Origin of the sequence: Rhodobacter xanthinilyticus (assembly GCF_001856665.1) — a bacterium.
GTDB classification, from domain to species: domain Bacteria; phylum Pseudomonadota; class Alphaproteobacteria; order Rhodobacterales; family Rhodobacteraceae; genus Rhodobacter; species Rhodobacter xanthinilyticus.
On the sequence record NZ_CP017781.1, the window covers coordinates 1,660,189 to 1,673,290 of the forward strand.

At 67.8% G+C, this 13,102-nt stretch carries 11 protein-coding genes; 10 read left to right on the plus strand and 1 reads right to left on the minus strand.

Annotation, left to right across the window (positions count from 1 at the left end; genetic code table 11):
• Positions 1-94 precede the first annotated feature (94 nt).
• Positions 95-817, minus strand: coding sequence for a sugar transferase (locus LPB142_RS08220; RefSeq protein ID WP_083392625.1), 723 nt, complete (start codon positions 815-817; stop codon positions 95-97).
• Between the two features lie 504 nt (positions 818-1,321).
• On the opposite strand from LPB142_RS08220, the gene LPB142_RS08225 reads away from it, so the two are divergent.
• The 10 genes from LPB142_RS08225 (at position 1,322) to LPB142_RS08270 (ending at position 12,900) form a co-directional block, all read left to right on the plus strand.
• A complete protein-coding gene (locus tag LPB142_RS08225) occupies positions 1,322-2,101 on the plus strand; it encodes a metallophosphoesterase (protein WP_083392626.1) in 780 nt (259 codons plus the stop codon).
• 181 nt (positions 2,102-2,282) lie between these two features.
• The gene (locus LPB142_RS08230) at positions 2,283-4,385 is read left to right on the plus strand and encodes a GumC family protein (RefSeq protein ID WP_083392758.1); all 2,103 of its coding nucleotides are present in this window, start codon (positions 2,283-2,285) and stop codon (positions 4,383-4,385) included.
• Positions 4,386-4,509: 124 nt separating this feature from the next.
• Complete coding sequence (locus LPB142_RS08235) at positions 4,510-4,776, plus strand: spike base protein, RCAP_Rcc01079 family (protein ID WP_068765237.1); 267 nt, start codon at positions 4,510-4,512, stop codon at positions 4,774-4,776.
• Between the two features lie 344 nt (positions 4,777-5,120).
• Complete coding sequence (locus LPB142_RS08240) at positions 5,121-6,248, plus strand: glycosyltransferase family 4 protein (RefSeq protein ID WP_156894350.1); 1,128 nt, start codon at positions 5,121-5,123, stop codon at positions 6,246-6,248.
• Positions 6,245-7,345, plus strand: a complete 1,101-nt coding sequence (locus tag LPB142_RS19795; RefSeq protein ID WP_071166079.1) for a glycosyltransferase family 4 protein — start codon at positions 6,245-6,247, stop codon at positions 7,343-7,345. Before LPB142_RS08240 ends, LPB142_RS19795 begins: the two co-directional genes overlap by 4 nt.
• Position 7,346: 1 nt before the next feature.
• Positions 7,347-8,726, plus strand: coding sequence for an O-antigen ligase family protein (locus tag LPB142_RS08250; protein WP_071166080.1), 1,380 nt, complete (start codon positions 7,347-7,349; stop codon positions 8,724-8,726).
• Positions 8,713-9,621, plus strand: a complete 909-nt coding sequence (locus LPB142_RS08255) for a sulfotransferase family protein (protein WP_068765241.1) — start codon at positions 8,713-8,715, stop codon at positions 9,619-9,621. The genes LPB142_RS08250 and LPB142_RS08255 overlap by 14 nt, the downstream gene beginning before the upstream one ends.
• The gene (locus tag LPB142_RS19020) at positions 9,618-10,733 is read left to right on the plus strand and encodes a glycosyltransferase (RefSeq protein WP_071166081.1); all 1,116 of its coding nucleotides are present in this window, start codon (positions 9,618-9,620) and stop codon (positions 10,731-10,733) included. Before LPB142_RS08255 ends, LPB142_RS19020 begins: the two co-directional genes overlap by 4 nt.
• Positions 10,734-10,738: 5 nt before the next feature.
• A complete protein-coding gene (locus LPB142_RS19390) occupies positions 10,739-12,043 on the plus strand; it encodes an oligosaccharide flippase family protein (protein WP_198037879.1) in 1,305 nt (434 codons plus the stop codon).
• Positions 12,040-12,900, plus strand: coding sequence for a polysaccharide pyruvyl transferase family protein (locus tag LPB142_RS08270; RefSeq protein WP_083392628.1), 861 nt, complete (start codon positions 12,040-12,042; stop codon positions 12,898-12,900). Before LPB142_RS19390 ends, LPB142_RS08270 begins: the two co-directional genes overlap by 4 nt.
• Positions 12,901-13,102: the final 202 nt, after the last annotated feature.

Below are 13,102 nucleotides of genomic sequence, written 5' to 3' on the forward strand. Positions count from 1 at the left end.
ATACTATTTCCGCGAGCGTCCTGGGGCGAGGATTTGGAGCGCGCGTGCGGCATCTGTGCAACGCGCGCCCGGCGGCGCGGCCGCCGGGGGGCGCTCAGGCGCCGGTGCGGCGGAACACGACGCTGACCGTTTTCACCAGCAACTCGAGATCGGCGCGCAGCCCGAGATCCTTCAGATAGGTCTCGTCATAGCCCACACGCGCCACGAAGGTGGTCGCGGAGCGGCCATAGACCTGCCAGGGCCCGGTGATGCCGGGGCGCAGATCGTAATAGGCGCGGCCATGGGCGGCGTCATAGAGCGCTTTTTGCGAGGGCAGGAACGGGCGCGGGCCGACGAAGCTCATGTCGCCGAGCAGGACGTTGAAGATCTGTGGCAGCTCGTCGAGGCTGCTGGCGCGCAGGAACCGCCCGACGCGCGAGATCCGCGGATCGTTCGAGAGCTTCTGGTAGGTTTCCCATTCCGCCGCCACCGCGGGGTTGTCGCGGCACATCTGTTCGAGCACCGCCTCGGCGTTCTCGATCATCGTGCGGAATTTGTAGCAGTTGAACACCCGCCCGTCGCGGCCGACACGGGGCTGGATGAAGAACGCCCGGCCGCCGTCGCGGCGCACCAGAACCGTCAGCAGCGCGATCACCGGGATCAGCACCGGCAGCATCAGCACCGCGAGGACGAGGTCGAGAAGGCGTTTGCCGAATCGGTTGTAGAGGCTGTCGGCCGGGGCTTTGAAGCGCACCGCGGCGAGCGGGGCATGCGCAAGATGGGTGTCCCGCAGGCCAGAGGCCTGAACCCGGGTCTCGGAGAAATCTCTATAAGCCATTCAAACCTCACGGTTTCGCGAACAATCGGGTGTTGATCGGCGAATTCTTCCCCGATGACTTCAGCGGTAAATGTTACGCTTATTCACTCATCACTTGCGCAAACTTTAGTCGGCCGCGCTGACACTACCGAGTTTCGGTAACAGTCTTTTAACCATCTGGGAGGATCTTTGCAGTCTTTTGCTGCGCTGCGGCGCGGGGATCCGGGAAATGCCGTTTTTCTGGGCAAAATCGCAGCGCTGCGCGGCGGGTTGGCGCTTCGCTGGGCAGAGTGCGGATGCGATCGGGGGGCGTTCTGCGGGGTGGGGCAGGCGGGCGGGCGCGGGCTGGGTGCCGCCGCGTCAGATTCCCCCGCGCGTCAGGGCGTGCGGCGCTCCGGGGCGGCGTGTTTCGGGCGGGGTGTTTCGGGCGGCGTGTCTCGGGCGGGGTTGTCTCGGGCGGGGGCATGGGGGAGAATGGCGCCCGGCGCCGGGAGAGTTTCTGCTGCGCCTGTCGGAGGTCAGGCCATGTTTCGGTCTCTTGCCCGCGCGTTCGGGCGCCCGCGCCGCGCGACGGCGCCGCAAGGCACCGAGGAAAGGTGCTGGAACCCTCCCGCGCCGCAAGAGCCGGTGGCGATCATCGGCGATGTGCATGGCCGGGCGGATCTGCTCGAGGCGTTGCTGGCGCGGTTGGCCGAGGAGGACGCGGCGGCGGTGCCGGTCTTCGTGGGCGATCTGATCGACCGGGGCGAGGACAGCGCCGCAGTGCTGGAGCGGGTGCGCGGGCTCGCGCGGGCGCGGGTGCTGCTCGGCAATCATGAGGAGATGATGCTGCGCTTTCTCGACGATCCGCAGGGCGGGGCGGCGTGGCTGCGCCATGGCGGGATGCAGACGCTGGCGAGTTACGGGGTGGCGGTGAGCGGCGCGCGCCCCGAGGCCGGGGCGCGGGCGCAGATCCGCGACGCGCTGCGCGCGGCGCTGGGGGAGGGCACCGAGGCCTGGCTGCGCGGGCTGCCGCGGGCCTGGCAAAGCGGCAACCTGCTGGTGACCCATGCCGGGGCCGATCCGCGCCGGCCTTTGCCCTTGCAGGAGCCGCAGGCGCTCACCTGGGGGCATGAGGACTTTGGGCGGCGGCCGCGCACCGACGGGCTTTGGGTGGCGCATGGCCATGTGATCGTGGAGCGCGCGCGCGTCGAGGCGGGAGTCATTTCCGTCGACACCGGCGCCTTTGCGACGGGGCGGCTGAGCGCGGTGGTGATCACCCCGGCCGGGGCGCGGGTGCTCGAGATCGAGGCGCGGCGCCGCTAGACAGGGATTCGAATTCTAGCTATCAAAACCGGCAGTCTCTCGCTCCGATGCCGGAAAAATCATCAAAACGGGTGAAGACGGGCGAAAGCCGGGGCGCTGTCATGGTTTGTTGGCGCAGAGCCGCTAGGGCGTGGATTAACGAATGAAGCGAAGCGAGAAGGCTCCTGCGATGAAGGATGTGATGAGTTCCAGAAACATGCCGGTCGGGGCGCCGCAGGAGGATCAGGTCAACCTGATGGAGCTGGTTCAGGTTCTGCGCGCGGGCTGGAAGCCGATCGCGGCGGCGGCGGTTGCGCTCGCGGTGATCTCGGCGGCCTATGTCAGCTTCGTCGCGGTGCCGATCTATACCGCAAGCGCGGTGGTGATGCTCGATACGCGCAAGCCGCAGGCGGTCGATTTTGCGGGGATGGTCAATGGGTTGACCGGCGATTCCGCGGAGCTGAACACCGAGGTCGAGGTGATCCGCTCGCGCGGGTTGGCGCAGAAGGTGGTCGAGAAGCTCGATCTCGTGAGCGACCCGGAGTTCAACACGAGCCTGCGCGAGCCCGGGCTGATCGGCAAGATGCTGGGCGCGCTGCGCGACGCGCAGCCGCCGAGCGCGGAGCGTCAGCTCGAATCGACGGTGAGCAACCTGCTCACGGCGGTGACGGTGAAGAACCAGCCCTCGAGCTATGTGTTCGCGATCAGCGTGACCTCGGAAGACCCGCAAAAGGCCAAGCTGCTCGCCGATACGCTGGCCGATACCTATATCGTCAACCAGATCGAGATGAAATTCGACGCCACCGAACAGGCGACCGAGTGGCTGGCCAACCGGGTCTCGACGCTCAAGCTCGAGCTCGAGGCGGCGGAGGAGAAGGTCAAGGCCTTCAACACCCAGACCTCGCTCGTTTCGGCCGAGACGCTGACGCTGCTCGAGGCGCAGCTCAAGGATCTGCGCGAACGTCTGGGCGCGACCGAGCGCGAGCGCGATGCGGCCGTCGACCGGCTGGCGCAGCTCGAGGCGCAGACCGATCCCGTCGAGCGGCTCAAGCTCGCCAATGATGCGCAGATGTCCGATCTGGCGCGCCGGCTCGACCGCGGCGAGGCGGGGGTCACGGCGGAGGATCTGGCGGCGCGCTACGATCAGGTGGTGGCGCGGGCGCGGCTCGATGTGGCGCGGCTGAAGGATCAGGCGGCGGCGCTCGAGCGCTCGCGGCAGGCCCTTTCGGCGCAGATCTCCTCGCAGGGCGATGATCAGATCAAGCTCCAGCAGCTCACCCGCGAGGCCGAGGCGAGCCGGGCGCTTTACGAATATTTCCTGTCGCGGCTGAAGGAATCCTCGGCGCAGCAGGGCATCCAGCAAGCCGACAGCCGGGTGCTCTCGGCCGCGGTGCGCCCGCAATTCCCGACCGCGCCGCGCAAGAAGCTGGTGGTGGTGATGGCGACGCTGCTCGGCGCGCTGATCGGGGTGGGCGCGGTGCTCGGGCGGCACATGATGCGCTCGGGGTTCCGCAGTGCGCGCGAGCTCGAGGACGAGATCGGCGGCGTGGTGATGGGGCAGATCCCGCTCGTCGAGGGTGCCGACCGGGGCGCGATTCTGGCCTATCTGCGCGACAAGCCGGCCTCGGCGGCGATGGAGGCGATCCGCAATTTGCGCACCTCGGTGCTGCTTTCCAATGTCGACAAGCCGCCGCAGGTGATCTTGTCGACCTCGTCGCTGCCCGGCGAAGGCAAGACCACCAATTCGCTCGGTCTCGCGATGAACCTCGTCGGCATCGGCAAATCGGTGTTGCTGATCGAGGGCGACATCCGGCGCAACACGCTTGGCCAGTATTTCCCGCAGTTCGAAAAACGCCCGGGGCTGGTGTCGCTGCTCTCGGGGCGCGCGACGCTCGAGACGGTCGTGGCGCATGACGACAGCATCGGGCTGTCGCTGATCATGGGCGAGCGTTCGGCGGTCAACGCGGCGGATCTGTTCATGTCCGATGCCTGGAAGTCGCTGGTCGAGGAGCTGCGCACGCGGTTCAATTACATCATCATCGACACGCCGCCCGTGCTCGTGGTGCCCGATGCGAGAATCATCGCCAGCTCGGCCGATGCGGTTCTGTTCACCGTCAAATGGGACGATACCAGCCGCGGTCAGCTGCAGGAGGCGGTCTCGATGTTCGAGACGGTCAACCAGCCGATCACCGGCTTCGTGCTCGCGCAGATCGACCCGGAGCGGATGAAAGCCTATGGCTATGGCGGCAAATATGGCCGCTATGGCGCCTATGCGAGCTATGGGTCGAAATATTACGTCGAGTGAGGCGGGGGCCGGGGGCAGCGCACGCTGCTCCAAGCAGTTGTCAGCACATTTGACCTAATCCTTGGGGACCATTCGAGACCCGCGCCCGACCCGGGGGCGGGCTCTCTCTCACAAGGAGACCAAGATGACTGATCCTTTCCATAACACGGCCCTGTCGCTCGAGGGCCCCGCGGTCGATCTGCTGCCGATCACGCCTTCCGACAGTGCCGATCTGAGCCAGGTCGTCGTGGCGGTCATGGTGGAAACCGCGGGCGCGCTGCGCTTTGTCTCGCGCGCGGGCCAGACCCGGACCGTGACGCTGGGCGATGGTGCGATCTTGCCGGTGGGCGTGCGCCGGGTGCTGGCCACCGGCACCACCGCGACCGGGATCCACGGGTTTGCGCTGTCCTGAGAGCGGCGAGGGGGGCGGCAGGCCCCGCGCCGGCCCGCGCCGCGCCGGCCCGCCCCGCTCCGGCCCGGTCGGGGGCGCACTCTCTGGCCCGCGCCGCCCGCCTGTCCCGGGCGCGACGGGCTTTTCGCGGGCGGTCTTCCTGACGAAGGCCGGCCGCTTTTTCACATCGAGGCGCGGCGGGGCACGCCCCGTCCTGCGTCATGAGGCTGTTGCCTTTTTCATGTTTGCCTAAATTTTCGCAGCCGGAGAAACCTGCCCGCGGGATGGCCCCGTTTGAGCCAGTCTGCACTTGTTTTGCCGGGGAAAATACGCTTTCTGAAAAGCTCAGCAACAGGGACTGACGCGTGACCGATCCGGCTTCCAGCTTTTCCATCAATGGCCGATTCCTCATGCAATCGGTGACCGGGGTGCAGCGGGTGGCGCGCGAGCTGCTGGCCGAGTTCGATGCGCTGGCGGTGGCCGGGAAGATCGCGCCGCCGCGGCTGTTGCTGCCGGCGCGCGGCGATCTGGTGGCGCCGCCGGCGCTCGAGGCGATCCGGCCCGAGCGGGGTGGGCGCTTCACCGGCCATCTGTGGGAACAGCTCGAACTGCCGCGGATGGCGGGGGCGGAGCCGCTCTTGTGTCTTGGCAACACCGCGCCGCTCGCGCGGGTTCTCGCGCGCGGCCGGCCGACCGTGGCGATGGTCCATGACCTCTCCTACAAGTATTTCCCGGCCGCCTATGACTGGAAGTTCCGGGCGCTTTACGGGGCGCTGATCCCGGTGATCTTGCGCAAGGCGCAGGCGGTGGTCACCGTCTCCGATGCGGAACGTCGGGCGATCGTGACCGCCTATCCGGCGCTGGCGGGCGATGGGCGGCTGAGCTTCTTGCAAAACGGCGGGCTGAGCGATGCGGTGGCGCAGTCGGTGGCGGCCGTGCCGCTCGCGCCGATGGAGAGCCGCGGCTACGGGCTTTATGTCGGCTCGCTTACCCGGCGCAAGAACGCCGAGGGGCTGTTGCGCGCCGCGATCGCCTTTCTCGAGGCCTATCCGCAGATGCGCTTCGTGGTGATCGGCGCGAGCGGGGCGAGTTTCGAGGGGGTGCAGATCTCGGTGCCCGCGCATCTGGCCGCGCGGCTCGAGTTCCGCGGCCAGATCAACGATGCCGCGACCATCCACGCCGCCTATCGCGGAGCGCGGTTCTTGCTGTTCCCGTCGTTTTACGAGGCCTCGCCGCTGCCGCCGATCGAGGCGATGAGTTTCGGCTGCCCGGCACTCGTCTCGCGGATCCCTAGCCTGACCGAACGCTGCGGCGAGGCGGCGCTCTATTTCGAGCCCGAGGATCAGGGGCAGATCGCCGCCGCGATCCGCTCTGTGATGGAGGATCCGGCGCTCTGGCACGACTATGCGGCGCGCGCGCGGGCGCAGGCGGCGCGCTACAGCTGGCGCGCGCAGGCCGAGGGGCTGATCGCGCTGTGCGAGGGGCTGCGATGAGCCGGCCGCGCCTGCGTCTTCTCCATGAGACCAACCCGCAGAAATATTTCCCCGCGCTGTACCTGTTGGCCGAACGGGGCGCGGTCGAGCTTGTCGGCGCGCATCGCTACAGCGTCGCGAAGGAATGGCTGCGCGCGGGGCTGATCGACAAGACCCCGGTGGCGCAGCGCACGAAGAACGCGCTGGCGGATCTGTGGTTCCGGCTCACCGCGGGGCGGGTGGCGGGCGAGGTGATCGTGATCGGCTTTGCGCCCTGGGATTGGCGGCTGCTGGTCTATCGTCATCTGGCGCGGCGCAACCGCATTCTCTACCACACCTCCTGGCATGACTGGCGCGCCGGGCAGACGCCGCGCCAGCCCTGGCCGGGGGTGTTTCGCGCGGCGATGATGCGGCGCTGGCGGGCGTTCTTGCGCGACCCCAATGTGCGCACCATCGCGGTGACGCCGGCGGTGCAGGCCTCGCTGGCGCGCGAGATGGGGGTGGCGGCGACGGTCGTGCCGCATGCGGTGCCGGAGGTGTTCTTTGCGGCGGGGACCGCGCGGGCGGCGGGGCGGCCCGAGGCGGGTTCGGGGCTGCGGCTCTTGTTCGTGGGGGAGCTGTCGCGCAAGAAGGGGCTCTTGACGCTCCTCGAGATGATGCCCCGGCTCGCGGCGTGGGGGGTGAGCCTGACGGTGGTGGGCGATGGGCCGCTCGCGGCGGAGGTGGCGCGGGCGGGCGCGGGGGTGCGCGCGCTCGGGCGGATCTCGGACCGGGCGGAGCTTGCGCGGATCATGGCGGGCCATGACGTTCTGGTGCTGCCCTCGCAGCGCAGCGAGGGCTGGGAGGAGCTCTTCGGGATCGTGATCATCGAGGCGCTGGCGGCCGGGATGGCGGTGCTATGCTCCGACCATATCGGCCCGCGCGGGATCCTCGCCGCGGCCGGCGGGGCAGGGCTGTTCGATCAGGAAGATCACGCCGGGTTCGAGGCCGAGATCGCCCGCCTTGCGCAAGATCGCGCCGCTTTGGACAGCCTGCGCGCCGCACAGGCGCCGCTCGCCGAGAGCTATTCGGCCATCTCCGTGGCGGAGCAGTGGCGCGCCGAAATCGAGCGAGACTAGAATGGCTTATGGTTACAAGGAAAAGTCATTTCTCGCGCTAAGCCCTTCGGTGCTTTTCGTGAGCTCGGTCTTTTTCACCGCGCCAATCGGGAAAGCGTTGTTGCCGGGCCTGCCGGGCGAATCCTTGCGCTTCTTCTTTCTGATCCTGCCCTTTTCGTTTTTCTACTTCCTGCGATACAAGTCGACTTTGCCGATTTTTGTTGTCTGGCTTGCCTATGTCATCAACGCGCTTGCGTCGATTGTCTTGCATCTCGATGACTTGCCGCCGGGGCTTTCGATCAATACGTTTCCGGTTGTGCGCTTGGCGGTCCATTCGCTGATTGTCGCCTTTTTCCTGTTCGCGGCATGGCACGCGCTTTCCAAGGGAACAGAACAGGTCTGGCGCTGGGTCAGGCTCTCCTTTCAGGGGTTTCTTTTCGTCTCGGTTCTTGGCGCCATTCTTTATTTTGGTGTCCGTTTCGCCGGTTTGCCGCGCGCGCAATATGAGATGTTCAACGTGATGACGCAGGAAGGTTACGGGTTTTTGCGTTTCAGTCCCGGATCTTATCCGAATGAATTTGGGACGATGGCGTCCTTTTTCAGCGTCGCCGCTCTGGCGCTGATTCTGCGCCGCGACACGAATATCGGAAAGAAACTCCTGTGGTCGGTTTTTGTCTTGGGGTTCATCGGGATGGCGCTTGCCACGACGCGCGCTGCCTATATCACATTCGCGCTTGGCGTGATCATTGCTTTCGTGTCGCTCGATGCCGGGCGGGCCTTGAAGGGCGCGTTCGGCGCGGCCGTGCTGTCGGTGATCGTTATCATGCTGTTGCCAGATAGTCTGGTGAGCTCATCCTTGAATGTGTTGCAAACCGGGTATTCCGCGGCGGTCAACGGCACTGCTTCGGTCGCGGACCGATACGAAAAGTGGGATACCGGGATCGCCTATCTGGAGAGTTCCCCGCTGCTCGGAATTGGTTTCGAGTTTCCCGGGGCTTGGGGGCTGCATAATACCTACCTGCAGTTTCTCGTCGGGCTCGGCGGATTTGGCTTTGGCGTTGCGGTGCTGATTTTCCTGTGGGCGAGTGTCTTGTTCCGGCGGCGGTTTTTGCAGTTTGCCGATCGGAACGTCATCGACAGCAATCTCCTGGTGGTCACGGTGATTGCCGGGATGCATGCATCGCTGTTTGCCGCGTCAAACCATAACCAGAACCACTTTCTGACCTGGTTTGCCCTGTTCCTGTTCTGGGCGACCGGGAGCCTGCTCTTGCGCCGACGCCCGATTCTGGCGCGGGGCGCCTATCGCCAGCGCGCGCGCCGGGCCGCGTCTCAGGGCGAGGGCCCTGAACTGAACCCTTCCGCAATCAAGAACGGAGGCGCGTCGTCGCATGCCATCGGTTGAGCCGTCGATCGACTTTGTCATTCTGGGCGCTCAGAAAGCCGCGACCTCGGCGCTTCAGGGGGCGCTGCGGGCGGCGCCCGAGATCGCCATGCCGGCGGGGGAGAGTGCGTTTTTCGAGGACCCCGATTTCGGCCGGGCGCCCTGGCTCGGCTTTGCGCAGGCCCATCGCGGGGCGCAGTTGCGCGGCATCAAGCGGCCCGATTATCTGTGCTCGGACGAGGCGATCGCGCGGATCTCGGCGGTGTTGCCGCAGGCGCGGTTCATTGCGGTGCTGCGCGAGCCGGTGAGCCGGGCGGTGTCGAGCTATCTCTATCTGGTGCGGCACGGGCATCTGCCGGTGCATGGGCTCGACGAGGGGATCTTGCGGTCGATCGAGGCCTGGCGGGCGGGGCGGGGCGACCGGGCGGCGAGTGTGATCAGCTACGGGCTTTATGGCCAGTATATCGCGCGCTGGTTCGAGCATTATCCGCGCGAGCGGTTCCTGTTCCTGCCGCAGACCCTGGTCAGCAAGGATCCGCAGGCGGCGCTGGCGGCGTGTCGGCGCCATCTGGGGCTGGCGCAGGAGGGGCAGAGCCTTGCCGCGCAGCCGATCGAGCGGGCCAATGAGGGGCTTTATGACATCGGGCTGTTGCCCTATGCGCGGCTCGCCAGCCTCGTGAAGACGCGTCCGATCGCGGGCACCTACCGGCGCGAGCCGCGGGTCTTGCCGGTGCGCGCGCTCGGGGCGGTGATGTCGCGGGCGGTGGAGGGGCTGGCGCGGTGGCGCGGGCAGGAGCGGCCGCGGCTCTCGGCGCAGACCGAGGCGGTGCTGCGCGAGATCTATGCGCGAGATTGCGAGACGCTGCGGGGGCTGGTGGCGCCCGAGGTGATCTATTGGGAGAGTGCGCGGGCATGACGACGGGGGCAAGGGCGCCGGGGCAGCAAGAGCGGACCGGCGGCGGGGCGATGCGGGTGCTTGCCTGGCCGGCGCGGGCCAATGCGGCGCGCAACCCGTTCCAGAGCCTGCTTTATGGCGCGCTCGAGGGGCAGGGCGGCGCCGAGGTGGCCGAGTTTTCGATGCGCGGGCTGCTGGCGCGGCCGGCGCCCGAGATCTGGCATCTGCACTGGCCTGATGTGTTTCTCGCGGCGGGCAAGGGCTGGCGGTTCTGGCCGCGGCTCTTGGCGCTGCGCGGGGCGATGGCGCTGGCGCGGGTGCGCGGGATCAAGGTGGTCTGGACGGCGCATAACCTGCGCCGGGCCGAGCAGCAAAACGGCGCGCGGCTCGAGCGCTGGTTCTGGCCGTGGTTTCTGGGGCGGATCGACGGGGTGATCTTCATGACCGAGGCCTCCGCCGCGCAGGCGCGGGCCGAGGCGCCGGCGCTCGCGCGCAAGCTCGCGGCGGTGATCCCGCATGGCAGCTATGCGCCGGTGATCGGCGCGCTCTCGCCCGCGCCGGTGGAGCCCGGCTCGGCGCCGCAGGCGATCCTGTTTGGCTCGATTTCGCGCTACAAGAATGTCTGGAAGCTGTTGGCGGCCTTTCTCGAGATCCCCGCCGGGCGGGCGCGGCTGCGGATTTCGGGGAAGATGAGCCTGACGATCCCGGACGAGCGGCTGCTCGATCTGCTGGCCAAGGTGCCGCAGGCGCGTGCGGGGGAGGTGGTGTTCGAGGACCGGTTCATCCCCGATGCGGAGCTTCTGGAGGCGATCCGGGCGGCGGATCTGGTGGTGCTGCCCTATGCGGATGTGTTGAACTCCGGGGTGGCGATCTATGCGCTCTCGGCGGGGCGGCCGATTCTCGCCTCGGATGCGGCGCTGTTTCGCGAATTGCAGGGGCAGGTGGGCGGCGACTGGGTGCGGCTGATTGCGGGCGAACTCGATGGCGCGCAGCTCGAGGCGGCGCTGAGCGCGGCGCGGGCCTTGCGTTTGCGCGCGGCGGTGCCGGATATGTCGGCCTTCGACTGGACGCGGATCGCGCAGAGCACCGCGGCCTTCTACCGCGCGGTTCTGGCGGGGGACGGGGCGAGGTGAGCGGCGTGTGGAAACAACTCGGCCGGCTCCTGAGCATCCGCTTCGCGGCGATCGGGCTGACCTTTCTGCAAACGCTGGTGATGACGCGGCTGATCGGGCGGGAGACCTTCGGTAGCCTGTCCTTCGCGCTTTCGGTCTCGGCGCTGGCGGTGCTGGTGCTGTCGATCGGGCTGGATCAGCTGATGATGCGCGATGTGGCGCGCAGCGGGCTCGAGGGCTTTGCGCGGTCGGGGCGGTGGCTGGCGCTGCGGCGGCTGATCGGGCGCTGGCAGGTGCCGCTCGTGCTCGGGCTGGCGGTGGGCTTCGGGGCGCTGTTTCTGGGCAGCGGGCTGGGCGGCGGCTACGGGCTCGCGCTGGCGGGGGTGGCGCTGGCGCTGCCGCTCGTGCTCGGGCGCAAATATGTCGAGAGTGTCGCGCTCGGCGCCAAGCTCGTCGGGCGCTCGATCCTGGGCAGCCAGATCGCCTATCCGGTGCTGATGATCCTCGGCACGCTGGCGATCTGGGGGCTCGGCGTGGTCGATCTGCGCAATGTGATGCTCGTCTATGGGCTCGCGATCGGCAGCAGCCTCCTCGTGTCGATCCTGCTGATCTGGCCGGTGCTGCAACGGCTCGCCCGGCAGACGCCGCGCGATGGCTCGAGCGAGGGCGAGATCCCGGGCGCGGCCGAGCTGTTGCGCAGCGGCTGGCATTTTTCGCTGATTTCTCTGGGGTTTGTGCTGGGTCAGCATATGGATGTTCTGCTCACCGGGGTGTTTGCCGGGCCCGATCAGGTGGCGCTCGTGCGGGTGGCGTCGCGGGTGGCGGAGATGGCCGGGCTGGTGCGGGCGATCGTGATCTTGCAATACAAGCCGCAGCTCGCCGAGGCCTTCGGGCGGGGCGATCTCGAACGGGTGCGCAAGATCACCCGGCTGATGGTGGCGATCTTCGTGGTGACCGGCCTGCCGATCACGCTCGGGCTCTGGATCTGGCCGCGCGAGGCGATGTCGGTTTTCGGGGCGGCCTTTGCCGAGGGCGCCTGGGCGATGCGGATCTATGTTCTGGGGGTGCTCTTCGTGCTGCTGGCGGGGCCGTGCAATTCGGTTCTGTCGATGATCGGCGAGGAGCGGTGGGCGGCGCGCGCGGTGTGGATGGCGCTCGCGGTCAATCTCGGGCTCGATCTGCTGTTGATCCCCGCCTATGGGGCGCTTGGCTGCGCGATTGCCAATGCCTGTTCGATGCTGGTGATCGCCGGGGTGAGTGTCGCGGTTGCCTGGCGCAAACACCGGGTGAACACCACGATCACCTGCTGGCTCAACGGAGGGTCCAGATGACTTCGATCGCAAAGTTCGTGCCAGCGCCGGTGCGGCGGCTGCGCCAGCGGCTGCGCGGCGCGCTTGGCGCCTTCAAACCGGCGCCGCCGCCGCCATTTCCGATGGTGTCCCTAGTGGCGTGGAAATCGCCGCGCAATGTGCCCAATTTCGGCGATGACCTGTCGCAGGTGATCGTCTCGCTGATGCTGGCGCGGCGCGGGCGGACGCTCGAGGATGAGGCGGTGCGGGCCACCAGCCTGCTCGCGATCGGCTCGATCATCCATTTCGCGCCGGAGGGGGCGACGCTTTGGGGCTCGGGGGTGAATGGCAAGATCCCCGAGCATTTCCACCGCTATCGCGGGCTCGATGTGCGCGCGGTGCGCGGGCCCTATACGCGGGAGTGGCTGATGCGGCGCAAGATCGCGGTGCCGGAGATCTACGGCGACCCGGCGCTGCTCTTGCCCGAGCTGTGTCAGGGGCGGTTTCAGCCCTCCGGCGCGGGCGGCACGATCTTCGTGCCCAACCTCAACGATATCCTCGCCGGCACCGAGGTGACGCTGCCGGCCGGGGTGCCGCTCGTCTCGCCGATGCGCAGCTGGCATCGGGTGGTGGCCGATATCGTGGCGGCGCGTTTCGTGGTGGCCTCGTCGCTGCATGGCGTGGTGATCGCCGAGGCTTTCGGCATCCCGGCGCGCTATGTGCGCCTGAGCGAGCATGAGAACCTGTTCAAGTTTCAGGATTATTATGCCGGCACCGGGCGCGGGAGCTTTGCCTATGCGCGCTCGATCGAGGAGGCGCTCGAGATGGGCGGCGAGGCCGCGCCGGTGTTTGACAGCGCGGCGCTGAAACGCGCGTTCCCGCTCGATCTGTGGCGCTGAGGCGCGCCGCGCCGCGCAACGGGGCGCGCGCTCACTTCCTCCAAGTTTAAGGATTTCGGTCGATAGCTGGACCTATCCGCCCCGGCCCTCGGGCCCGGCGCCCTTGGCGCGGGTCTGGCATTGACCGGGGCGCGATCTAGCCGGCCGCCTTCCGGCCCGGGCGGGGCGCTGGCCGCGCGGGGCGGCGGGGGGCGTCGATCGA